The 22,702-nt window shown below is 74.2% G+C and carries 24 protein-coding genes; 8 read left to right on the top strand and 16 right to left on the bottom strand.

Features of this window, described 5'->3' with window-relative positions; genetic code table 11:
* Positions 1–112: 112 nt before the first annotated feature.
* On the bottom strand, positions 113–796 hold the full coding sequence (locus AB0637_RS23705) for an SDR family oxidoreductase (RefSeq protein WP_366175178.1): 684 nt from the start codon (positions 794–796) through the stop codon (positions 113–115).
* A 10-nt stretch (positions 797–806) separates the two neighbouring features.
* Positions 807–1,421: a TetR/AcrR family transcriptional regulator gene (locus AB0637_RS23700; RefSeq protein ID WP_366175177.1), complete on the bottom strand. Its 615-nt coding sequence runs from the start codon at positions 1,419–1,421 to the stop codon at positions 807–809.
* Between the two features lie 51 nt (positions 1,422–1,472).
* On the opposite strand from AB0637_RS23700, the gene AB0637_RS23695 reads away from it, so the two are divergent.
* The gene (locus tag AB0637_RS23695; RefSeq protein WP_366175176.1) at positions 1,473–1,901 is read left to right on the top strand and encodes an organic hydroperoxide resistance protein; all 429 of its coding nucleotides are present in this window, start codon (positions 1,473–1,475) and stop codon (positions 1,899–1,901) included.
* A 19-nt stretch (positions 1,902–1,920) separates the two neighbouring features.
* On the opposite strand, the gene AB0637_RS23690 is transcribed toward AB0637_RS23695, so the two are convergent.
* The 6 genes from AB0637_RS23690 to AB0637_RS23665 form a co-directional block, all read right to left on the bottom strand.
* Positions 1,921–2,781 (bottom strand): sugar phosphate isomerase/epimerase, encoded by an 861-nt coding sequence (locus AB0637_RS23690; protein WP_366175175.1) that lies wholly within the window; start codon positions 2,779–2,781, stop codon positions 1,921–1,923.
* The gene (locus AB0637_RS23685; protein WP_366175174.1) at positions 2,781–3,968 is read right to left on the bottom strand and encodes a Gfo/Idh/MocA family oxidoreductase; all 1,188 of its coding nucleotides are present in this window, start codon (positions 3,966–3,968) and stop codon (positions 2,781–2,783) included. Before AB0637_RS23685 ends, AB0637_RS23690 begins: the two co-directional genes overlap by 1 nt.
* Positions 3,969–3,994: 26 nt before the next feature.
* Entirely contained in the window at positions 3,995–4,825 is an 831-nt protein-coding gene (locus AB0637_RS23680; protein ID WP_366175173.1) for a sugar phosphate isomerase/epimerase family protein, read from the bottom strand.
* A complete protein-coding gene (locus tag AB0637_RS23675) occupies positions 4,822–6,279 on the bottom strand; it encodes a glycoside-pentoside-hexuronide (GPH):cation symporter (protein ID WP_366175171.1) in 1,458 nt (485 codons plus the stop codon). The genes AB0637_RS23680 and AB0637_RS23675 overlap by 4 nt, the downstream gene beginning before the upstream one ends.
* 80 nt (positions 6,280–6,359) lie before the next feature.
* Positions 6,360–6,857 carry a gluconokinase gene (locus tag AB0637_RS23670; protein ID WP_366175181.1) on the bottom strand — a complete coding sequence of 166 codons (498 nt, stop codon included), beginning with the start codon at positions 6,855–6,857 and terminating at the stop codon, positions 6,360–6,362.
* A gap of 23 nt (positions 6,858–6,880) precedes the next feature.
* Positions 6,881–8,221 carry a lactate racemase domain-containing protein gene (locus AB0637_RS23665; RefSeq protein WP_366175170.1) on the bottom strand — a complete coding sequence of 447 codons (1,341 nt, stop codon included), beginning with the start codon at positions 8,219–8,221 and terminating at the stop codon, positions 6,881–6,883.
* A 109-nt stretch (positions 8,222–8,330) separates the two neighbouring features.
* On the opposite strand from AB0637_RS23665, the gene uxaC reads away from it, so the two are divergent.
* A complete protein-coding gene (gene uxaC / locus AB0637_RS23660; RefSeq protein ID WP_366175168.1) occupies positions 8,331–9,740 on the top strand; it encodes a glucuronate isomerase in 1,410 nt (469 codons plus the stop codon).
* Positions 9,737–11,107, top strand: a complete 1,371-nt coding sequence (locus AB0637_RS23655) for a mannitol dehydrogenase family protein (protein ID WP_366175167.1) — start codon at positions 9,737–9,739, stop codon at positions 11,105–11,107. The genes uxaC and AB0637_RS23655 overlap by 4 nt, the downstream gene beginning before the upstream one ends.
* Here AB0637_RS23655 and AB0637_RS23650 read toward each other — a convergent pair.
* The 6 genes from AB0637_RS23650 to AB0637_RS23625 form a co-directional block, all read right to left on the bottom strand.
* A complete protein-coding gene (locus AB0637_RS23650; protein WP_366175166.1) occupies positions 11,067–11,768 on the bottom strand; it encodes a sulfite exporter TauE/SafE family protein in 702 nt (233 codons plus the stop codon). The two genes, AB0637_RS23655 and AB0637_RS23650, sit on opposite strands and share 41 nt — an antisense overlap.
* On the bottom strand, positions 11,765–12,322 hold the full coding sequence (locus tag AB0637_RS23645; protein ID WP_366175164.1) for a rhodanese-like domain-containing protein: 558 nt from the start codon (positions 12,320–12,322) through the stop codon (positions 11,765–11,767). Before AB0637_RS23645 ends, AB0637_RS23650 begins: the two co-directional genes overlap by 4 nt.
* Before the next feature lie 2 nt (positions 12,323–12,324).
* Positions 12,325–13,665 (bottom strand): MBL fold metallo-hydrolase, encoded by a 1,341-nt coding sequence (locus tag AB0637_RS23640; RefSeq protein WP_366175180.1) that lies wholly within the window; start codon positions 13,663–13,665, stop codon positions 12,325–12,327.
* Positions 13,666–13,744: 79 nt separating this feature from the next.
* Positions 13,745–14,062 (bottom strand): rhodanese-like domain-containing protein, encoded by a 318-nt coding sequence (locus AB0637_RS23635; protein ID WP_366175163.1) that lies wholly within the window; start codon positions 14,060–14,062, stop codon positions 13,745–13,747.
* A 47-nt stretch (positions 14,063–14,109) separates the two neighbouring features.
* Entirely contained in the window at positions 14,110–14,379 is a 270-nt protein-coding gene (locus tag AB0637_RS23630; protein WP_366175162.1) for a metal-sensitive transcriptional regulator, read from the bottom strand.
* A gap of 81 nt (positions 14,380–14,460) precedes the next feature.
* Entirely contained in the window at positions 14,461–15,489 is a 1,029-nt protein-coding gene (locus AB0637_RS23625; RefSeq protein WP_366175161.1) for a LacI family DNA-binding transcriptional regulator, read from the bottom strand.
* Positions 15,490–15,559: 70 nt separating this feature from the next.
* Between AB0637_RS23625 and AB0637_RS23620 the strand changes: the two genes are divergently transcribed.
* Genes AB0637_RS23620 through larC form a run of 3 tightly spaced genes read left to right on the top strand, consistent with a single transcriptional unit; the run spans position 15,560 to position 18,277 of the window.
* Positions 15,560–16,396: an ATP-dependent sacrificial sulfur transferase LarE gene (locus AB0637_RS23620; protein WP_366175160.1), complete on the top strand. Its 837-nt coding sequence runs from the start codon at positions 15,560–15,562 to the stop codon at positions 16,394–16,396.
* Positions 16,389–17,069, top strand: coding sequence for a nickel pincer cofactor biosynthesis protein LarB (gene larB / locus AB0637_RS23615; RefSeq protein WP_366175159.1), 681 nt, complete (start codon positions 16,389–16,391; stop codon positions 17,067–17,069). Before AB0637_RS23620 ends, larB begins: the two co-directional genes overlap by 8 nt.
* Positions 17,066–18,277 carry a nickel pincer cofactor biosynthesis protein LarC gene (larC, locus tag AB0637_RS23610; protein ID WP_366175158.1) on the top strand — a complete coding sequence of 404 codons (1,212 nt, stop codon included), beginning with the start codon at positions 17,066–17,068 and terminating at the stop codon, positions 18,275–18,277. The genes larB and larC overlap by 4 nt, the downstream gene beginning before the upstream one ends.
* On the opposite strand, the gene AB0637_RS23605 is transcribed toward larC, so the two are convergent.
* Positions 18,267–19,334 carry a glycosyltransferase family 4 protein gene (locus AB0637_RS23605; protein ID WP_366175157.1) on the bottom strand — a complete coding sequence of 356 codons (1,068 nt, stop codon included), beginning with the start codon at positions 19,332–19,334 and terminating at the stop codon, positions 18,267–18,269. The genes larC and AB0637_RS23605 overlap by 11 nt on opposite strands.
* Entirely contained in the window at positions 19,331–20,311 is a 981-nt protein-coding gene (locus tag AB0637_RS23600; protein ID WP_366175156.1) for a lysylphosphatidylglycerol synthase domain-containing protein, read from the bottom strand. Before AB0637_RS23600 ends, AB0637_RS23605 begins: the two co-directional genes overlap by 4 nt.
* Positions 20,312–20,356: 45 nt before the next feature.
* On the opposite strand from AB0637_RS23600, the gene AB0637_RS23595 reads away from it, so the two are divergent.
* Both AB0637_RS23595 and AB0637_RS23590 read left to right on the top strand, forming a co-directional pair.
* Positions 20,357–21,211, top strand: a complete 855-nt coding sequence (locus AB0637_RS23595) for a PIG-L family deacetylase (protein ID WP_366175155.1) — start codon at positions 20,357–20,359, stop codon at positions 21,209–21,211.
* Between the two features lie 311 nt (positions 21,212–21,522).
* The gene (locus AB0637_RS23590) at positions 21,523–22,470 is read left to right on the top strand and encodes a hypothetical protein (RefSeq protein ID WP_366175154.1); all 948 of its coding nucleotides are present in this window, start codon (positions 21,523–21,525) and stop codon (positions 22,468–22,470) included.
* Positions 22,471–22,702: the final 232 nt, after the last annotated feature.

The raw sequence follows: 22,702 nt of genomic DNA, 5'->3' as shown, positions 1-22,702 counted from the left end.
CGGGACCTCGGGAAACTCATGACCCCCGGCCCCTGGACCCGCAACGACCACCCCGCCCTCCTGCAGAGGACGCGGGAACTCGCCCGCGCCCTCGCACAGGACGACCTCACCCTCAGAACGTGACGACCCCGCGCACGCGGTGCCCGGTGGCGATGGCCTCCCCGCTGACCGCAGCGGCCAGGGGCGAGGCGAGGAACGTCACGAGCGCCGCGATCTGCTCCGGCGAGGACTCCCCCGGCGCCCCGGGCCGCACCTGCGACGAGGGCTCGTCGACGACCGGGCCGGGGTTCACGGTGTTGACGGTGACGCCGCTGCCGGCGAGCTCGTCGGCGAGGTTCTTGGCGGCGATGACGAGGGCCGCGTTCCGGACCGCTCCCGTCGTGTTGCCCGTGAGGTAGGCGTTCTGACCGCTGATCCCGACGATCCGGCCGTACCCGGCCTCGCGCATGACCGGGGCCGCCGCGCCCGCGAGGCGCAGGAACCCCAGCGACTTCGCGTCGAACGCCGCCGCGATCTGCTCGGGGTCGGAGTTCTTCGCGGGATCCAGCGTCCCCGCGGCGGGAGCCGCCGTCACGACGAGCCCGTCGAGGCGGCCGTGCTCGGCGACGACGCGCTCGACCGCGGCCCGCGCCGAGGCGGTGTCGGTGAGGTCGACGGCCACCCCGTCGTCACCGGGGTTCCGGGAGGCGACGACGACGGTCGCGCCCTCGTCGCGGAGGCGCTGCACGACAGCGCGTCCGATGTAGCCGCGCCCACCAGCGACGAGCACGACACGGGAGTCCAGTCCGAGGTCCACGTGCGCGACCCTACGACCGCTCCGCGGTGACGCTCGTCGAGACGAGCGAGACGACGTGGTCCACCACCGAGCGCAGCGCCTCCCCGCTGACGGCCTCGTCCCCGACGGTGAGGGCGCGGAACAGCAGCGACCCCATGAGCACCTCGGTGGCCTGGGCGGGGGACGTCGACGGCACGAGGTCCCCGCGGGCCGCGGCCCGGTGGAAGGCGTCCTCGAGCACGGCGGCGCAGTGGTCGACGTGGTCGCGCCGGAACCGCTCGGTGACGGCGGGGGCGTCGTGGACCTCGTCGAGGCAGCGCTGCAGGACGCGGCGGCGGTCCCCGGACAACGCCCGCGCGATGTCCGGGACGAGGTCGTCGAGGTCCCCGCGCAGCGTGCCCGTCAGCGGGGGAAGCAGGTTCGCCGTCAGCGTCGCCAGCGCGTCGACGACGAGGTCGAGGGGGTCGCCCCACCGGGCGTGGACACCGCGCCGGTCCACCCCGGCCCGGGCGGCGACCCCGCGGGTGCTGAACCCCGCGAGCCCCTTCTCGGCCAGTTCCTCGACGGCCGCGGCGAGGACGCGGTCGTCGATGCCGGGGTCGCGGGGACGGCCGCGGGCGGGCCGGGTGGTGGGAACCTCGCTCACGGGTGCATCCTATTCGTGTACCACCCTGGTACACGAATGGAAGGGACCAGCATGTCGACCCTCTACGAAGCCACCGCCACCGCCTGGGGCGGCCGCGACGGACGCGTCAGCTCCTCCGACGACCGCGTCGACCTGAACCTCTCGATCCCCAAGGGCATGGGCGGCGACGACGGCCCGGGCACCAACCCCGAGCAGCTCTTCGCCGCCGGCTACGCCGCCTGCTTCCACAGCGCCCTCAAGGCGATCGCCCGGTCGCAGAAGGTCGACGTCGCCGACTCCGCCGTGTCCGTGACCGTCGGTGTCACGGGCGGGCTCGCCCAGGGCATCGACCTCGCCGTCACCATCGAGGCCCAGCTGCCCGGGGTCGAGGAGCAGGTGGCGCGCGGCCTCCTCGACGCCGCGCACCAGGCCTGCCCCTACAGCCGCGCCACCCGCGGCAACGTCGTCCAGGACGTCCGCCTCGTCAGCGACGAGGACTGACCCCCACGGGGGGGACGGCTCAGAACAGGTCGCCGAATCCGAGCGCCACGAGGTTGTCGTGGGAGGTCCGCAGGGCCTCCCACACCGTCCTCCCGTAGAGCTCGTCCTGCTCGACGAGCAGGTACTCGGCACCGGCCTCCAGCGCCGCCGGCACGATCGCGCCGAAGTCCAGGTTCCCCTCCCCGACCTCGGCGAACTGCACGACGTCGGAGAACGCGCGCTGGAACCCGGCGCGGTCACCACGCTGGAGGGCCTCGAACGCCGAGGGGTCCAGCAGGCCGATCCGGTAGTCCTTGAGGTGGACCATCCGCACGCGGCCCGCGAACTGCCCGATGACGGCCGCCGGGTTCACCCCGCCGCGCTGCAGCCAGTGGACGTCGAGCTCGAGCCCCACCTCGGGGGCGCGCTCGGCGATGACGTCGAGCATGAACCGCCCGTCGAACTTGGCGAACTCGATGTGGTGGTTGTGGTAGTAGAGGCGGATCCCGCTCTCCCGCAGCCGGAGCGCCGCCTCGTTGGTGCGGTCGCAGAAGTCCAGGACGCGGTCGAGCTGCGTCATGGCCTCGAAGGGCAGCATGCCGATCCGGACCATGTCCGCACCCAACCGCTTGCAGTCCGCCACGATCTTCTCGAGGTCACCCTCGAGGGCGTCGTTCGGCATGCCGGGGACGCGCGTGAGGTTCGCGGACAGGGCCGCGACCTCCACACCGAGCTCGTCACGCGCCCGCGCCAGTTCCCCGACGTTCTCGTCGGTCAGGGGGATCTGCGAGACCTCCACCGCGCGGTAGCCGATCTCCCGCACCCGGCGGAACGTCTCGAACGCTCCGAGCTCGGCGACGCTGCCGCGCAGCATCATGGCCTGCACGCCGATGCGCGCCATCACTCGCCCCCCTGCCGCTGGGGGAACAGGCCTTCGTCGGCGATGCGCTCGTTGAGCAGCTTGAGGTAGTGCTCGTCGTCGAAGTCCAGCCCCACCTCCTGGCCCGTCCAGCTCGACAGGTGCACCGCGTTTGCCAGGCGCACCCCCAGCAGGCCCTCGGCGCCCGGGGCGATGAGCTCCTCCTCACCCCGCACGGCCGCCGCGAAGTTCGCCAGGACGGCGACGTGCTGGTCGCCCCACGCCGACGGGAACTCGATGGTCTCGGTCGTGTACAGCTCGCTCGTGTCGAACTGCCCGCGGAACAGCCCGGCCACCTGCTCGGCGGTCATCCCGGCGCTGATCTCGCGCTCGGGCTTGGCCAGCCGGGTCACCGTCGCGACCTTGCTGCCCTCCACGACGATCTTCCCGGCGTCGCCCTGGATCTCGAGGCGGTCCGTGCCCACGAGGTCGTGGACGGCCGTCACGAAGACGCCGGTCGACCCGCCGCCGAAGTCGGCGAGCACGGTCACCTCGTCCTCGACGGCGATGTCGCGCTGCAGCCCGTAGGACACCTTGGCGAACACCGACCGCGGCACCCCGCAGATCCACTGCCACAGGTCGAGCTGGTGGGGTGCCTGGTTGACGAGGACGCCCCCGCCCTCACCGCCCCACGTGGCGCGCCAGGCGCTCTGCTCGTAGTACCCCTGCGGGCGCCACCAGGTCGTGATGATCCAGTTCGAGCGGATGATCCGGCCGATCTGGCCGGCCTCGACGATCTCCTTGAGCCGCCGGTAGAGCGGGTTGCTGCGCTGGTTGAACATCACCCCGAACGTCACCTCGGGGTGCGCGGCCGCGACGGCGTTGAGCCTCTTGACCTGCAGCGAGTGCACACCGGCCGGCTTCTCGACGAGGACGTGGACGCCCCGCTCGATCGCGTCGACGCCCATCTGCGGGTGCAGGTAGTGGGGGACGCACGTGACGACGGCGTCGACCGTGCCGCTGTCGAGCATCGCGAGGTGGTCGGTGAAGAACGGCACGTCGCCGAACTCCGCCGCCGCCCGCTCGGCCTTCACAGGGTCGGTGTCGGCGATCGCGCCGACCGTCGTGCCCGGGACCCGGCCGTCGGCGACGAACCGGGCGTAGGTGCCGCCCTGCGTGCCGAGACCGATGATCCCGAGCCGCACGGTGTCCGTGGTGGCGCTAGGCATGGGGTTTCCTCCTGGTTGGTGTTCCATCAGACGAGCGTGACGCCGACGCGGTCGGTGAGCCGGCGGAAGGCCCGGGCCGCCCGGCCGAAGGCCTCGGGGCCGGAGAACCCGCCCAGCTCGTGGGCGTCGGCGAGGTGCGGTTCGAGGGAGACGAACCCGGTGAACCCGTCGGCGGCCAGGGCGGCGACCGTCGCCTCGACCTGACCGTCCCCCTCCCCGGCGGGGACGACCGAACCGTCGGCGGTCAGGGCGTCCTTGACCTGCAGGTACTCCAGGTGCGGCCGCAGCAGCGCGAACCCCTCGTCGTGCGGTCGCTCCACCCCCACCTGGACGAAGTTCGCCGAGTCCCAGGCCACCTTCAGCGCGGGGGACGCCACGGACTCCACGAGGTCGAGCACCCGCTGCGGGGTGTCTCCGTAGATGCCCTTCTCGTTCTCGTGCAGCAGGACGATCCCGGTGTCCTCGGCGACGGCGGCCAGCCGGGCCATCCGCAGCAGCACGTCGTCGCGCACCTCGTCGGGTTTCCGGTCGCCCGTGAAGAAGGAGAAGATCCGCACGTACGGGGTGCCGAGCGTCGTCGCGACGTGCGCGATCCGCCGCAGCCGCCCCACCTCGTCGTCGGGGTCGGCCTCCACCGGCACCTTCCCGACGGGCGAGGCGACGGCCGAGACCTCCTGCCCCCGCTCCCGCAGCACCCGGGACAGTTCGGCCAACCGGGCGTCGTCGAGGTCGGCGACGTTCACACCCCAGGCACTGCGCACCTCGATGCACCGGGCGCCGAGCGCCTGCAGCACCGCGACCTGCACGACGGGGTCGGGGTCGACCTCGTCCCCGAACCCGGACAAGCGCCAGTTCACTGCACGACCTCCTGCGTCTGCGCGGCCTTGCGCGCCTCGGTCTCGTCCCGGACCTGCCGGAAGAGAGCGTCGTTCAACGGGTAACGGGCGAACACGAGCATCGCCAGGACGGCGCAGACCGCCGGCAACAGGCCCATCGTGGCCTTGATGGCGAGGACCGCACTCTCGGGCTGCACGGGGTTCGGGGTCGTCGACGTCGCGGCGAGGTACCCGCCCGCAGCGAGCGCCCAGGCCCCCAGGGCCCCGCCGAGGGACTGCGTCACCTTGCGGGTGAAGGAGAACAGGGCGTAGGTGGCCCCCTCGGTGCGGCGGCCGGTCTTCCACTCCCCGTACTCGACGGTGTCGGCCTCCAGGCCGAACATCACGCTGTTGATGAGGGTCGCACCGACGCCCTTGACCGCCAGCGTCAGCAGCACGAACCAGAACATGTCGCCCGGGGCGAAGAACAACCCGATCCCGCCGACGACCGTGAAGATCCCGCAGTACTGGAAGACCGTCTTCTTGCCGAAGCGGTCGACGATGCGCGGGATGAAGGGGCCGACGACGAAGACGACGCCGGTGTTCACGAGGGTCATGAGACCGACGAGGGCGATGTCGCCCAGGACGTACTGGGCGTAGAACGCGGTGCTGCCGCCGACGGCGGACACCCCGATGAGGTAGAAGAAGCTCGACGTGCACAGGTACGCGAGCGGACGGTTGCTGCGCAGGGTCGCCACGGTGTCGCGGGCGCTGACCCGGGGCTGGGTCCGCACGACGCGCTCGCGGCAGGCCCAGGCGGTGAAGAGGAACGCCGCGGTGCCGACGACGACGAACGCGAGCGTCACCTTCGTGAACACGCCCTGCACGGCGGCCTGGTAGGTGATGAGGTCGGCGGAGTTCTCGATGGCCGCCTTCTGCTCGCGCAGACCGCTGACGAAGTGGCCGATGACGTACGTCAGGACGACGCCGCCGAGGCCGGCACCGATGACCCGGGCCGAGACGAGGCGGGCGCGTTCGTGCACGGACTGCGTCACGGCCGAGGCGAGGGAACCGTAGGGGATGTTGACCAGGGAGTAGACGAGGCCGAGCACGGCGTACGTGGCGTACGCGTAGACGAGCTTCATCCCGTCGTCGAAGCTCGTCGGCACTCGGAACGTCAGGAAGCTGAGGAACAGCAGCGGGGCCGCGCCGAACATGATGAAGGGCCGGAACTTGCCCCAGCGGGTCATCGTGCTGTCGACGAGCCGGCCGGCCAGGAGGTCCGCCACGGCGTCCCAGAGCCGGACGACGAGGAACATCGTGCCGACGGCGGCGGCCGAGATCCCGGCCACGTCGGTGTAGTAGTAGAGCAGGAACGCGGTGCTGAGGCTGAACGCGAGGTTGCACGCGAAGTCCCCGGCGCCGTAGCCGATCACGGTCCGGACGGGCAGCCGCTCCAGAGACCGCAGTCCCTGCGCCGTCGCAGGTCGAGCCATGTCATCTCCTCAGAAGGTGTGGCCGCCGGGCCCCGGTGGGGGCGGCGGCGAGGAGACCAGCGTCCACCGCGGGAGGCCGGTCACCCCACCACTTGCCACGAGTTGCCAGTTTCCGACAACTGACGGGCAGCGCGGTCGGCCACCTCGACCGGGGTTCCGTCGACGGGCACGACGACGCCGTCCTCGTCCGCCCCGAGGGGTTCCAGCGTCGCGAGCTGGGAGTCCAGCAGTGCGGGCGGCATGAAGTGCCCCGTCCGGGCCGCCAGCCGTTCCGCGAGTTGCTCCCGGCTGCCGGCCAGGTGCACGAACCGCACCCGTGCGGCGGCCGTCCGCAGGACGTCCCGGTAGGACCGCCGCAGCGCCGAGCACGTGAGGACGCAGTCGCCGTCCTGCGCGTCGATCCAGTCGCGCACCGCGAGCAGCCACGGTGCGCGGTCGGCGTCGGTGAGGGCGGTTCCCGCCGTCATGGCGGCGACGTTCGAGGCGGGGTGCCGGTCGTCGGCCTCCCCCAGGGGCCACCCGAGGCGGTCGGCGAGGAGCTCCGCGACGGTGCTCTTGCCGCACCCGGCGACCCCCATGACGACGAGCGCGGTGGGCCGGTTCACTGCGCCGCCCTCTCCTCCGAGGGCTGCCGTCCGTCGGCCTCCCCCGGGAACTCCGCACCTCCCGGAGGCGCCTCCTCCCGCAGGCGGTACAGCACCTCCCCGGCGTGGGGTTCCACGAACGTGTCCGGGTCCTGCGCCCACGCCTCGACGTCGACCGTGGCGGGGTCCAGGTACCGCAGGTTCACGCCCTCCACCACCTCCCGCGGGATCCCGGTCGCCAACGTCACCGTGACGCGGTTCCGCTCCCCGTTCTCGGGGTCCCACGTCCCCTGGCCCCGCAGGTGGGTCGAGTGCGCGAGGTCCCCCCAGGGCTGGTCGCGGAAGCGGTCCCACTGGCCCGTGAAGTAGTCGCGGTTGTGGTAGCCGATCTCCGTGATGTGCGGGTGCATGACGGACACCTGCGTGATGTGCGGGGCGTACAGGACGAGTTCCCCGCCGTCCGCGACGACCGGTTCGAGCTTGTAGAACCCCTTGGCGGCGGTCCAGATGTCCTCGTACTTCTCGGGGATCACGGACAGGACCCGGCGCCACGGCCGGTCGAGGTAGGTGACGTGCGTCTGCGCCGAGACCTCCGCGCACTGCGCCCACGCCTCCTCGGGGGTGCCGAACGCCGCCGCGTGCAGCACGTCCGTGCCCGACGCCACGACGAGGCACAACGCCAGCCGGCGGCAGGCCAGCATCGAGGCGGCCTCGTCGATGAGCGCACGGACCGGGGTCACGCCGCGGCTGCCGATCATCGCGGCGCTCGTGATGAGCGCCCCGACCCAGTGCGAGACGTCGATGACCTCCTGGCCGGAGACCCCCGGGAAGAAGTACTTGTTGCCGCCGGAGAACCCCACGACCTCGTGCGGGAAGACGGGCCCGACGACGAGGGCGACGTCCGCGTCGGCCACGAGCCGGTTGATGCGGACGTCGACGTCCGGCCCCGTCAGCAGACCGCCCGTGAGCTCGGCGAGCCGCGTCCCGGGGATCGTGCCGAGGGAGGTGAAGGTCTCGGGGTCCCAGGAGGCGTGGTTGACGACGGACCACCCGGGGTACGTCGCCTCCAGCCGCCCCTCCTCGTACCCGAGGTGGCGCGCCAGGTGCGCCTCGTCCATCCCCTGGTGGGTGCCGAGGGCGATGACGACGTCGACGCGCCGGGGCCGGCCGCCGAACCCCTCGTGCACGGCGCGCAGCAGCAGCGGCAGCGGGCACGTGCGGGTGGCGTCCGGGACGACGAGGCACACGCGGGCGCCGTCGAGGTCCACCTCCCGCACCTGCTGCACGACGAACCGTCGCACCACCTCGGGGTCGAGGTGCTCCCCCGGCCCTCCCAGCACACCGTCGTGTCCAGCCATGGCCCCGACTCTGGACGGCGGCGGCCCGGAAGTCGAGGCGGACCCGGCCGCGTCGGCAACTCCCGGCAACCGCTGGCCCGCGCGCCCCGTCCTGGGGTCGGGTGGCACCATGACGTCGCTCCAGCTGGACCCCGACCGGCTCCTGCCCCCCGACCCGACCCGGCGCGCCGTGGCCCGGCGTCTGCACGCGGCCGTGGCCGACCTGCCGGTCATCTCTCCGCACGGGCACGTTCCCGCGGGCTGGCTCGCGCACGACACGCCCTTCGCGGACCCGACGTCGCTGCTGCTGACGCCCGACCACTACGCGACCCGGCTGCTGCACGCCCACGGCGTCGACCTCGCCCACCTCGGCGTGGGACAGGGACCGATGTCGGAGGAGGCCTCCCGCGCCGCGTTCCGCACGCTGTGCGCGCACTGGTCGGTCTACCGCGGGACGCCCGTGCGGTACTGGCTGCAGGTGCAGTTCGCCGACCTGTTCGGGATCAACGTCCGCCCCAGCGCCGAGACGGCCGACGAGATCTACGACCGGATCGCCGCGACGTTGCGGACGCCGGAGTTCCGGCCGCGCGCCCTGTTCGAGCGGTTCGGCGTCGAGGTGCTCGCCACCACGGACGACCCCTGCGACGACCTCGCCGACCACGCGTTCCTCGCCGCCGACCCGACGTGGACGGGACGCGTCCTGCCGACGTTCCGTCCCGACCGCTACCTCGAGGTCGGCGCCGAGGGCTGGACCACCCACGCCGACCGGCTCCAGGAGGTCTCCGGGGTCGACACGGGCGAACTCACGGGTTTCCTCGACGCGATGCGCCGGCGACGCGAGCACTTCCGCGCCCACGGCGCCGTCTCGGCCGACCACAGCCACGCCGACGTCCGCGCCGAACGCCTGCCCGCGTCCGAGGCCGTGGAACTCTTCGCGCTGGCCCGCAAGGGATCGCTGCAGACCACCGAGGCGACGGCCCTGCGCCGTCACCTGCTGTGGGAGATGGCGCGGATGTCCGCCGAGGACGGTCTCGTCATGACCCTGCACCCGGGGGTGGCGCGCAGCCACCACGGCCCGACGCAGCGCGCGTTCGGCGCCGACGTGGGGGCCGACATCCCGCTGCCCGGCGACTTCACCCGCGACCTGCAGCCCCTGCTGCAGGACTTCGGCACGGACCCGGGGTTCCAGCTCGTCCTGTTCACCCTGGACGAGACGACCCTGTCGCGCGAGATCGCCCCGCTGGCCGGGTTCTACCCGTCGGTGTGGGTGGGGGCCCCGTGGTGGTTCCTCGACGCGCCCGACGCGATCGGCCGGCACCGGTCCGCCGTCACCGAGACGGCGGGTTTCGGGAAGACCTCGGGGTTCATCGACGACACCCGCGCGTTCTGCTCGATCCCCGCCCGGCACGACATGGCCCGGCGCCTCGACGCGGCCTACCTGTCGACGCTCGTCGCCGACGGCCGGCTCGAGGAGGACGAGGCGACGGAGACCATCGTCGACATCGTGACCGTCAACCCGCGGAAGGCGTTCCGGCTGTGAGCACCACCGAACCGTTGCGCCGGGAGGTCCCGGCGCCGCCCGTCCGGATCGTCCACCTCGGGCTGGGGAACTTCCACCGAGCCCACCAGGCCTGGTACACCGCCCACGCCTCCGACGCGGACGGCTGGGGCATCGCGGCCTTCACCGGCCGCCGTCCGGACGCCGCCGAGCGGCTGAACCGGCAGGACGGGCTCTACACGCTGCTGGTCCGCGGGGCCGACGGGGACCACCCCGAGGTCGTGCCGTCGTTGTCCCGGGCGTACGCCGCGACCGACCACGCGCAGTTCCTGGACCTGCTGCGCCGCAGCGAGGTCGCGGTCGTGACCCTGACGGTGACGGAGGCGGCGTACCTGCTCGGTCCCGACGGCGGGCTCGACGCGGAACGGCCGGAGGTGCGCGCCGACGTCGAGGCGCTGCGCGTGGATCCCACCGCGCCCGTGACGACCGTGCCGGGCCGCCTCGTGGCGGGCCTGGCCGCCCGCCGCGCCGCGGGTGCCGGACCGGTCACCGTCCTGTCCTGCGACAACCTCGCCCACAACGGTCGCGTCACCGGGTCCGTCGTGACCGCTCTGGCCGAGCTCGTCGACCCGGACCTGGCGGACTGGATCCACGGGGACGTGGAGTTCGCCTCCTCGATGGTCGACCGGATCACCCCGGCCACGACCGACGAGGTCGTCACGACCGTCGAGGAGCTGACCGGCCGCCACGACGAGGCCCCCGTCCCCACCGAACCCTTCTCGGAGTGGGTCGTCGCCGGGCGGTTCCCCGCGGGCCGTCCGGACTGGGAGAGCGCCGGGGTCGTGTTCGTCGACGACGTCACCGTCCACGAGCAGCGGAAGCTGTGGCTGCTCAACGGGTCCCACTCCCTCCTCGCCTACGCCGGCGCCCTGCTCGGGCACCGCACCATCGCCGACGCGGTCGCGGACCCGCGCTGCCGGGGGTGGGTGGAGACGTTCTGGGACGAGGCGTGCCGGCACCTGCCGATCCCGGCCGCGGACCTCACCCGGTACCGGGAGGCGCTGCTGGACCGCTACGCCAACCCCGGCGTCCGGCACCTGCTCGCCCAGATCGCCGCGGGCGGTTCGCTCAAGCTGCCCCTGCGCATCGTCCCGGCGTTGCGCGCCGAGCGGGCCGCCGGCCGGTTGCCCGAGGGGTGCGCGACGGCCGTCGCGGCCTGGATCCGGCACCTGCGCGGGGAGGGCACCCCCGTCGACGACCCCGCCGCGGACCGCGCGGTCGCGGCGGCGACGTCGCCGGACCCGGTGCGGGCCGTGCTCGACCTGCTGCACCCCGGCCTCGGCGAGGACGCCGAACTGGTCGGGTTCGTCAGCTCCCGACTGCAGGAGCCAGCACGCTCTGGACGATGACGTAGACGGCGACGGCCAGGACGAGCAGGGCGAAACCCCGCCGCAGGCGGGTGGCGGGCACCCGCCCCGCGAGCCGGGCCGCCGCCAGGGAACCGGCCACGGCGGCGGCGGTGAACGCCGCCGCCGTGGACCAGTCGATCCCGCCGCCCGCGCCACCGTTCCCGGTGACGTGGGCGGTGAAGCCGAACACCGAGTTCACGACGACGACGACCAGCGACGTGGGGACGGCCGTGGTCATCGTCAGCCCCAGCAGCAGGGTCAGGGCGGGGATGACGAGGAACCCGCCCCCGACGCCGAACAGCCCGGTGAGGAACCCCACCCCCAGCCCGACGGCGACGGCCCGGGGCAGCCGGCGACGGCCCTCGACCCCTCGTGCGTCCGAGCCGCCGCCACGCAGCATCCGCACCCCGGCGGCGACCATGACGAGGGCGAAACCCAGCAGGACCCACCGCCCCGGCAGCAGGCGGTTGACCGCCGTTCCCGCGAAGGTGGCCACCGCCCCGACACCGCCGACGACGGCCGCGAGGCGCCACTGCACGAGGCGCAGCCGCGGCAGGACGGCCGTGAGCGAGGAGGCGCCGACCACCACGAGGGACGTGGGGACCGCGGCGGCCATCGGGAGGCCGGCGCCGTGGACCAGGGCGGGGACGGCGAGGATCACAGCTGGTCGAGGACCTGGACGACGTCCGGGGCCTGCGGGCCACGGTTGTACGGCAGCTTGCCCAGCAACGTCGCCATGGCGCAGGTGTTGGACAGCGCCGACCACGTCAGACCCGCACCGATCCCCCCGGCCACGAACCGGGCCCTGGGCAGCGCCAGGCTGGCCAGGGTGGAGGCCAGGACGATCGACCCCGCGACCAACCGGACCTGACGGTCCATGGCCCAGCGCCCCTGCCCGCGCACGACGTCACCGCCGGCGGCCGCGACGGCGGGAACTCCACCGTCCAAGACGTGCAGGGCGCGCGCTCCCACGGCCGCCAGGTGCCGGCGGGCGCGGGCGGCGCGCGCGCCGGACTGGCACACGAGCACCACGTGGTGGTCGTCGTAGTGGGCCAGGCGCGCGGCGAACTCCGCGGCGTGCTCCCCGATGAGGTCGAGGGGGACGTTGTACGAGCCGGCGATGTGCAGCGCCTCGAACTCCCCGGGGCTGCGCACGTCGAGGACGGTGACCGCGTCGGGGTCCCGCAGGAGGGTGGTCAGGGTGGCGGCGTCCACGGTCAGGACCGCCCCTCGAAGGAGTCGTCCACGAGGACGACCTCACGACCGGCCCGGTCCAGGATCGAGGCGGCGACGGAGGCGCGGTACCCCGAACCGCAGTACACCCAGACCTCGCCGGTGGGGACCTCGTCGAGGCGTTCCTGCAACTGGTGCAGCGGGACGTGCAGCGATCCGGGCACCGCGCCCCGGGCCCGTTCGTCGTTCCGGCGGGCGTCGAGGACCTGGACCGGGCCGAGCTCGTCGGCACGGGCCGTGCGCTCGGCCAGACCGGCGAAGTCGCTGACGCGGTAGGACCGCAGCGGCTGCCCGTCGGCCAGGGTCTCGACGTCCCCGGTGGCCGACCCGGCGAGGTGGTCCACGCCGATGCGGACGAGTTCGCGGCGGGCGGTGCGGATCTGCTCCTCGGACTCCCCGATCAGCGTGAGCGGGGTGCCGTAGTGGTAGAGCCACCCCAGGTACGTGACGAAGTTCCCCGACAGCTCGAAACCGTGGGAACCGGCCAGGTGCCCGGCGGCGAAGGCCTTCCGGTCGCGCAGGTCCACCACCCACTGGCCGCCGTCGATGCGGCGGCGCAGTTCTCCGGGTTCGACGGGTTCGGGCATCGACAGGTCCACCGGGTCCGGGCCGCGGCGGTTCGTCGGGCCCATGTGGGCGTAGTACGCCGGGAAGGCGTCCAGCCCGGAGAGCAGGGTGTCGACGTAGGTCTGCTCGTCCTGGGTCAGGGCCGGGTTCGTGGCGGCCTGTTCCCCGATGGTCGAGGCGTCCCCGGTCGTGGGGGTGGCCGAGCAGAAGCTGCCGAAACCGTGCGTGGGGTACACGGCGGTCTCGGCGGGCAGTTCGGCGACCAGGCGGCGGGCGGAGCGGAACTGCGCGTGGGTGAGTTCCACCGTCGTCTCGGCCGAGACGAGGTCGGTGCGGCCGGTGGAACCGTAGAGCATCGAACCGCCGGTGAAGACGGCCTCGACGGCACCGGCGGCGCCCACGAGGGCGTAGCTGGTGTGGTGGTGGGTGTGCCCGGGGGTGTGCAGGGCCCGGACGGTGAAACCACCCGCGTCCAGGACGTCGCCGTCGGCGACCTCGGTGTGCTCGAACTCGACGTGGCTGTGCTCGGGCAGCACGTAGTGCGCGCCGGTGCGGGAGGCGAGGTCGAGACCGCCCGTGACGTAGTCGTTGTGGACGTGGGTCTCCACGACGTGGGTGAGGCGCACGTCGAGGCGGGCGAGGAGGTCCAGGACGCGGTCGATGTCGCGCTGGGGGTCGACGACGACGGCCGTGGTGCCGTCGGTCGCCAGGTAGCTGCGGTCCCCCAGGCTGGTCGTCTCGATCGTGACGACCTCGATCGGGCGGTGGCTCACGGTGCTCTCCGGTTCCCTACCCCGTAGGGTATCTGTGGATGAAATGACGGACGAGGACGAGGTGTCAGGCGACGGTGCCCGGACGCCCGTCGTCGGTCGTGATCGGCAGTCCGGCCTGCTCCCAGGCCAGCATCCCGCCGTCGAGGTCCTCCACGGTGCGGCCGGCGGCGGTGAGCAGGGCGTGGGCCTGCGCGCTGCGCTTGCCGCCGCGGCAGGTGGTGAGCAGCGGCCGGGCCGGGTCGAGCTCGCCGAGGCGGTTCTCCAGCTGCCCCAGGGGGATGTGCACGGCGCCGTCGATGTGGCCGGCGGCCCACTCGGCGTCCTCGCGCACGTCGACGACGGTGAACTCGCCCAGGCGGGTGCGAGCGGTGGTGGCGTCCATGGTTCTTCTCCTCGGTGTCGGGGTGGGGCTCGGGGCGGGACTCGGGGTCAGGCCAGTGAGAGGAAGAGCTTCTCGAGCTCGGCGTCGCTGAGGGGGCGTTCGGTGCCGTCGCGTTCGGCGATCATGCACTGGCGCATCCCCGTCGAGATGATCTTGAAGCCGGCGCGGTCCAGGGCCCGGGAGACGGCCGCGACCTGGGTGACGACGTCGGAGCAGTCCCGGCCGTCCTCGATCATCTTGACGATGCCGCCGATCTGGCCCTGAGCTCGCTTGAGCCGGGCGACCACGTCGGTCAGCTGGCTGGTGTCCACGTCCACGGTCGTCTCCTCCTCGGGGCCCGTCGGCAGGTACCCCGGGGGGTACAACGCACGACTGCCCCGGACATTCCCGCTCCCCCGCTACCGGGGTCGCCGGACCCGCCGCCCGGGGGTCCGACCCGTCGACCCCCGCACCACGAGCCAGGCCGGCAGCAGGACGGGTTCGCCCGTGGTCCCCTCACGGGGGCGGCCCGCCGCCAGGTGGTTCACGCCCGCGGACCCCATGTCCACCAGGGGTGCCGCGATCGTCGTGAGACCGGGGCGGACGAGGTCGGCGTCGACGATGTTGTCGAACCCGACGACGCTGACGTCCTCGGGCACCCGCCGGCCGGACGCCGTGACGGCCTTGAGGAAGCCGATGGCCATGAGGTCGTTGTAGGCGATGACAGCCGTCGAGGGGCGCCGCGACCACGCCTCGGCCGCCGTCGCCCCGCCCCGCAGCGTCGGCAGGTTCGGGCCCACCTTCCCGATCCGCAGGTCGAGCTCCACCCCGGCCTCCTGCAGACCCCGCCACCGGGTCCCGTCGGCGTGCGAGGCCTCCGGGCCCGCGAGGTAGGTGATCGAGGTGTGGCCGAGTTCGACGAGGTGCTCGGCGGCCTTCTTCACGGCGCGGACGTTGTCGCTGACGACGGACGTCACCGACCGCACGGGCCGGTTGAGGACGACGACGGGTTTGCGCTTGGCGACCGCACGGATCTCCTGGTCGCTGAGCCGGGAGGAGGCCAGGACGAAACCGTCGACCGTGGCCTCGAGCCGGGCGAGGGCCTGCGCCTCGGCCCGTTCGGACTCCTGCGTCTCCACCACCGCGAGCGTCAGGTCGTGGGCGACGGCGGCCCGCTCGGCGCCACGCACCATCCCGACGAAGACCGGGTTGCCGATGTCCGCGACGACGAGGGCCAGGACACCGGACCCGCGCGTCGACAACGGCACCTGCATCCGCGCCGACCGGTAGCCCAGGTCGGCGGCGACGCGCCGGACGTGCTCGGCCGTCCGCCAGCTGACCCGCCCCGGCTTCGTGAGCGCCCGCGAGACGGTGGAGGCGGACACCCCGGCGGCGGCGGCGACGTCGTAGATCGTCACGTCGGCCCCGCCGGCCCCGTCGCCCGTCATGCCCGGACGCTAGCAACCAACTGCTGGCAACGACTGGCCCCGCAGCCCCGCCGGTGGTCATGGTGGCCCCATGACCACCGCACCACCGGACACCGCCGTCCCCGCCGCGTTGGCGCGGGCCTTCGAGGGGGTCGGCCGCCTGGGCGTCGCCTTCTCCGGCGGCGTCGACTCCGCCGTCGTCCTCGCCGCCGCCGTCCGCACCCTGGGCCCGTCCCGGGTCGTCGCGGTCCTGGGGGTCTCCCCCAGCCTGCCGGCCGCCGAACGTGCTGCGGCGCACGGTGTCGCGGCCGTCGTCGGGGCGGCGCTGGTCGAGGTCGAGACGCGCGAGGGCGACAACGCCGCGTACCGGGCCAACGGTCCGGACCGCTGCTTCCACTGCAAGGACGAGCTGTTCACCCGGATCGGCGAGGACGTCGTCGCCGCCCACGGCCTCGACGCGGTCGCCTACGGCGAGAACGCGGACGACGCCCGGCGGCCGGACCGCCCCGGGTCCCGGGCCGCGACCGAGCACCGCGTCCTGCGCCCGCTCGCCGACGCCGGCCTCGACAAGGACGCCGTCCGCGCCCTGGCCCGCGCCTGGGCCCTGCCGTGCGCGGACAAGCCCGCGGCCCCCTGCCTGGCCTCGCGCATCCCGCACCACCAGGAGGTCACCCCCGAGAAGCTGGCGCAGGTGGAGGCCGCCGAGGCCGCACTGCGGACCCTCGGCCTGGGCGACCTGCGCGTGCGGCACCACGGCGACATCGCCCGGCTCGAGGTGCCCGCCGCCGACCTGGTGCGCGTCGCGTCGGACCCGCTGCGCGCGCAGGTGAACGCGGCCGTCCGCCGCGCCGGCTTCCGCTGGGCCGTCCTCGACCTCGCCGGGATGCAGTCCGGCGCGTTCACGCTGGAGGTGCTCCGGCATGGGTGAGTTGTCGGACATCGCCGACCTCGACCTCGACCGCACGGCGCGCCGCGGCTACCCCGAGGCCGTGTTCTGCGCGGGCAAGACGCCGGACCAGGTGGGCCGCATCGCCGCGGCCGTCCGCGAGCGCCCCGACGTGACGACCCTCTTCACGCGGGCCGGCTCCGAGCACGCCGCCGCCGTCCTGGCGGAACTGCCCGACGCCGCCCACGACGTCGAGGCGGGTCTCCTGGCCTGGCCACCCGCGCTGCCGACGCCGGCGGGCGGCCTCGTCGTCGTCCTCGCCGCGGGGACGTCGGACCTGCCCGTGGCGCGCGAGGCGCACCTGACGGCGCGCTACCTCGGCCGCGAGAGCGAACTCGTCGTCGACGTGGGGGTGGCCGGGCTGCACCGGGTCCTGGCGCGGGTGGACCTGCTGCGGCGGGCCCGCGTCGTCGTCGTGGCGGCGGGGATGGACGGGGCGCTGCCGAGCGTGGTGGCCGGGTTGACGTCCGCGCCGGTCGTCGGGCTGCCGACGTCGGTGGGCTACGGCGCCGCGTTCGGCGGGATCGCCGCGCTGCTGACGATGCTCAACGCCTGCGCCCCCGGGGTCAGCGTCGTGAACATCGACAACGGCTACGGCGCAGGGCACCTCGCGGCCCAGGTCGCCGCGCCGACGGACGACCGGGAGAACCCGTGAGCCACGCCTGGATCGACGCCTCCGCCGGGATCGCCGGGGACATGCTGCTCGGGGCGCTGCTCGACGCGGGCGCCGACCTCGACGCCGTCCGGGCGGCCGTCCGCGCCGTCGTCGGCGACGCCGTCTCGGTGCGCACCGACCGCGTGACCCGGGCCGGGCTCGCGGCGACGAAGGCCCACGTCGACCTGCACGACGAGGACCCACCGCACCGCACGTGGACGACGATCGAGGGGATGCTCACCGCGGCCGACCTACCGGAACCGCTGCGGCGCAACGCTCTCACGGTGTTCTCCGCGCTGGCCGTCGCCGAGGGCGCCGTGCACGGCGTGCCCGCCGGGGACGTCCACTTCCACGAGGTCGGCGCGCTGGACTCGATCGCGGACGTCGTCGGGGTGTGCGCCGCGCTGCACGACCTGGGGGTGACGTCCGCGAGCGCCGGGACGGTCGCGCTGGGGTCGGGCACGGTCCGCGCCGCGCACGGGGCGATCCCCGTGCCGGTGCCCGCCGTCGTCGCGCTGTCCCGCGGTCGACGGGTGCGTGCGGGCGGCGAGGGCGAGCTGACGACGCCGACGGGCATGGCGCTGGTGACGGCGCTGACGACGGCCGACGAGGACCTGCCGGAGCTGACGGTGACCGCGTGGGGTTCCGGCGCGGGCACCCGGGACGTCGAGGGCCGCCCCAACGTGACCCGCGTCGTCCTGGGGACGCGGTCGGACTCCCGAGCCCGACCCGTGGCCCACCAGCTGGAGGCCACGGTCGACGACCTCGACCCGCGGTTGTGGCCGGGTGTCCTGGCCCGCGTCCTGGCCGCGGGGGCGCACGACGCGTGGGTCGTCCCCGTGCTCGGCAAGAAGGGCCGTCCCGCGCACGTGCTGACGGTCCTGTCGCCACCGGAACGGTCCGACGCCCTCGAGGAACTCGTGGTCGCCACGACGACGACGCTCGGCGTGCGCCGCACCGCGTGCACGCGGCTGACGCTGGAGCGGGGCTGGGTCGACGTCAGCGTCGGGGGACGGCCGGTGCCCGTGAAGGTCGGGCTGCTGTGCGGCGTCGTCCAGCAGGTGATGCCGGAGTTCGAGGACGTGGCGCGGGTCGCGGACGCGCTGGGCCGGTCCGAACGGCAGGTCCTCGCGGCGGCCCACGCGGCCGCGGCGGCCGAGGGCTGGACCGTCGGCGACCCCCCGCCCAGGCGCGAACTCAGACGGTGACTCCCACCGGGGCTCCCGCGGCCGCGTACTGCCGCACCGTTTCGGCGAGGACGAGCGGCCACGTCACCCGCGGTTCGGTGCCCGCGTTGTGCCGGCGGATGCGCTCGCGACGCTCCCCGTCGGTGGCGAGCACGTGCAGCAGGCGCGCGGCGTCGGCGTCGTCGGCGGCGAGCAGTCCCTCGACGTCGTGGCGGACGAACTCCGTCACACCGCTGGCGGCCATGGCGACGACCGGGACACCCGCGCAGCGCGCCTCCAGGGCGGCCAGCCCGAAGGACTCCAGGCGCGCGGGCGCGAGGTAGGCGTCGGCGCCGGTGAGGACCTGCTGCACGCCCGTCCGATCCAGCCGGCCGGGCAGCTCGACCTGGTCGGCGAGCCCGGTCGCGGCGAGCTTGCGCCGGACGGCGGGCAGCAGTCGCCCGTCCCCGACGAGGACGGCGCGCAGCGGCACGTCCTCGGGCAGCCGGTCGCGCAGGTCGGCCAGGACGCGGACGAGGGCGATCGGGCGTTTGCGCGCCGCGAACCGCAACGCGCTGACGACGGTGAACCCCGGGGCTTCGACCCGCCGGGTGTGGCAGGCCCGCCAGTCCGTGGGGTCGATGCCGTTGGGCAGCAGGCCGACCGGGGCGCCGACCGTCCGGCTCAGGGGGACGGCGACGGCCCGGCTCACCGCGCTCCAGCGCAGGCCCGTCGCCGACGCGCGGCGCAACGCGACCGCCATGGGCAGCGCGGCGCCGTGGGACACCATGGAGTGGACGGTGACGAGGGCCGGCACGTCCAGCGCGCGGGCGAGGGACGCGGCCCGCCAGGCGAAGGGCGAGACGACCGAGGAGTGGACGTGGACGACGTCCGCGGCGGCCAGGAAACCGGACAGCCGGTCCGCCCGGTCCAGGCGCAGGACCTCGACGCCCGGGACCGGGTCCGCGGACCCGGGGGTGCGGGTGAGGACGGCGACGGAGTGCCCGGCGCCGACGAGCTGCGCGGCGAGGTCGCGCACGTGCAGCTCGATGCCGCCGAGGACGGGCAGGTAGCTGTCGCTGACGAGCACGACCCTCACGCGGTCGCCCCCGCGCGGCGGCGCAGCACCAGCCAGCCGGCCAGCGCCCCACCGCCCACCGGCACCTCGAGCAGGACGACGAAGGCGCGGTACAGCAGCACCCCCGTGAGCGCGGCGGCCGGTCCGGCGCCCGCGGCGAGCAGCACACCCGTGGCGCCGGCCTCGGCGAACCCGCTGCCGCCCGGGGTGATCGGGACGGTGCTGATGAGCCGGTCGACGACGAAGGCCGCGACGACGGCGGACACCGTCGGGACAGCACCCGTCAGGTGCAGGCAGGCCCAGAACAACCCGCCCTGCAGCAGGACGTAGGCGATGACCCCGAACGTGAGCCGTCGCCACTGCGCGACGACGGTCTGCCGCACGCGCCGGCGCACGCCCCGCAGTTCGACGCGCCACCGGGCGAGGAACCGCAGCCGGGCGGCCCGCCGGGACGCCGGCGACAGCGCGAGCACGACCCGCGCGAGGAGCGCGACACCCCACCGCGACCCCAGCGCCGCGGCCAGGACGACGACGGCGGCCAGCACCGCGAGCACCACGGCCGCCCCCGTCAGCACCTGGGACGGCAGCTGCCCCAGGAGGGCGGTCGCCGCGAGCGCCACTCCGCACACGACGAGCTTGCCCGCGACGTCGACGACGTTGCTCGTGACGGTGAAGTCGGCGATCCGGCGGACCCCGAAACCCCAGCCGCGCAGCATCGTCGAGTTCAGCCACATCCCCACGGCCCCACCGGCCGGCAGGGCGTTCGAGACCGCGCTGCCCGAGAGGTTCAGCAGCATGGCGCGGGGCCGGGTGAGCCCGGGCAGGGCCCCCGTGAGGGACCACGCGTAGGCCCACAACCCCAGCCACCACAGCGCGGCGAGGGCCGCGAGCTCGACGGGGGTGACGGCCGAGGCGAGCCCGCCGACGGTCGACCACGTCGTGCCCACCAGCCGCGGCAGCGCAACGACCGCGCCGGCGGCGGCGGCGAGGGACAGCACCCCCACGACCGTCCGTGCGCGCGGGAGCCGTGGCAGTCTGCACCCGTGCCGCGCTCCGGACCCTTCGTCCTCGTGTCCTTCCACGCCCACCCCGACGACGAGGCCCTGCTCACGGGCGGCACGCTGGCGCGCGCCGCCGCCGAGGGTCACCGCGTCGTCCTCGTGGTCGCCACCGACGGGGAGGCGGGCCTCGCGGCCGACGACCCCGGGGCCGCGCTGGGCGACCGGCGCGCCGCCGAACTGGCCCGGTCCGCGGCGGCGCTGGGCGTCGCGCGCGTCGTCCGGCTGGGCCACCGCGACTCCGGCTGGCCCGAACCGGCGCCCGGCCCCGGCCGGCCCTTCAGCGCCGTGCCCGTCGAGGAGGTCGCGGCCGAGCTGGCCGCGGTCCTGCGCGAGGAGGGCGCCGACGTCCTGACGACCTACGACGCCGCGGGCGGCTACGGCCACCCCGACCACGTCCACGTCCACCACGTCGGAGCCCGCGCCGCGCAGCTCGCGGGGACCCCCGTCGTCCTGGAGGCCACGGTCGACCGCACGCTCGTGCACCGCGGACTGCGGATCGCGCAGCGGGTGCCGGGGTTCGTCAGCGACGTCACGGCCGACCGGGTGCGCGAGGCGTTCTCCCCGCGGCACGCCCTGACCCACCGCGTCGACGTGCGACGGCACGTCGACGCCAAGCGGGCGGCGCTGCGGGCCCACGCCAGCCAGACCGAGACGCGTGGTCTCGGCGGGCGGGTGCGCGGTCTGCGCGGTGTGGGGCTGCTCGGGGCGCTGCCCGGTCCGCTGGCCCGGCTCGTCCTGGGCCGGGAGTGGTTCGTCGAGAGCACCCGCGTCCCCGGCGCCCCGGGTCCTCGCGGTCGCGGCCCGGGCGACGACGTCTTCGCCGCGGTGCGCCGCTAGCTGTTGCGGGCGACGGGCGCGGTCGTGGTGCACCTCACCACGATGGCGTACCGGGAAGGGCCCGGCACGGGACTCGCCGGAACTCCCAGGAAGCTCTCGGCGGTCTTCACGGCCTCTCCCCAGTCCCCTCCTCGCATTCGGTGGCATCCGCCCCCCGGGAGCGGTGCATGCGAGAGCGTCGACCCTGGCCGATCGCGAGCTCTCGGTGCCTGGCGTCCCTGCCGGCACCCGTCTAGCCTGACCACGTCGTCCGCCTGGTGAGCGGCAGCACCCGCTGCCCCGCCACGTCGAGACGGCAAGGGAGATCACCGGTGGACGACATGCCGCGCACCCCTGCCCACCTGGAGCTGAAGGACTGGCCTCGCGCGGTGTTCCTGCGCTGGTGCGGGCCCGAAGCCGTTGCGCGTGGGCTCCACCTGCAACCCGGCCACCCCGGACACCTCATCATCGGCGACGAGGACGGCGTGCTCATCAACTGGGCCGACGCCCGCGGGACACGGCAGTACTACGGCCGCCTCGAGGGTGACTGGCTCGAGGTCGTCTCCGCCCAGCAGCACCACCAGGCCTGCGAGCGGCTGCGGGCCTCCGGCTGGCCCGGCTTCCCCGTCGACGACGAGGAGGCGGTCGCCGTCTGGCGCGCCGAGCCACACCCCTACCACCGTCTCCACCACCTGGACGTGGACGCCGTCGTCCGGTGGCGCGGTCCGGACGGCTTCGCCCACCTCCTGGGTCTGCAACCCGGCCACCCGGGGCAACTGCGTTGTGCCGACCCGGGGCACGCGGTCATCGACTGGGTCGACGCCCACGGCGTCCGCCGTTACGACGGTCGTTTCGACCCCGACTGGCTGGAAAGCGTGTCCGCGCAGGAACACGAGCGGGCAGCACGGGAACTTCGGGCCACCTGGCCCGGATTCACGTTGGACGGTCGGGACAGACAGGCCGCCTGGACGCAGAACGGCTGGATCAACGCGGGCGACCCCTTCCTGCCCGACACCCGGGTGAAGTTCGTCGGCCCTCTGGATGCCGCCCACCACCTGGGAGTGCGCCCCGATCACCCGGGCACCGTCCGCAGCAGTTCCGAGAAGCACGCCATCGTGGACTGGGTCGACGTGGAGGGCGTCTTCCAGCATCGAGGGGTGATGAGCCCGGAGATCCTGAGGAGCATCGACGAGGTCGAGTTCCAGCTCCTCAGCCACGCCCTGCGAACGTCGGGGTGGCGGGGCTTCCGCGTCCTCGGCAGGGATGAGGCCGGCGAGTGATGCGGAGAGGACTCTCTGGAACCGTTGCGGCACAGCCTGTTCAGCTTGTCCGAACAGTTCCTGTGCGGTAGGTTGGGGCCGTGGCCGCGACGTTCCTCGACGAAGCCCCCGACGGGGTCACCTTCGCCGCGCCGTCGCGCCTGCGCCGCGCAGCCGACACCGCCCACGCCGCGTTCCTGCTCGGTGTCGCCGCCGCCGTCCGCCGCGTGCTGGACTCCGACCACCCCGACCT

It is taken from the genome of Kineococcus sp. NPDC059986, assembly GCF_040702905.1.
Classification (GTDB): Bacteria; Actinomycetota; Actinomycetes; order Actinomycetales; family Kineococcaceae; genus Kineococcus.
Note: the sequence above shows the minus strand (reverse complement) of the source record. Positions and strands in the feature narration are given on the sequence as shown.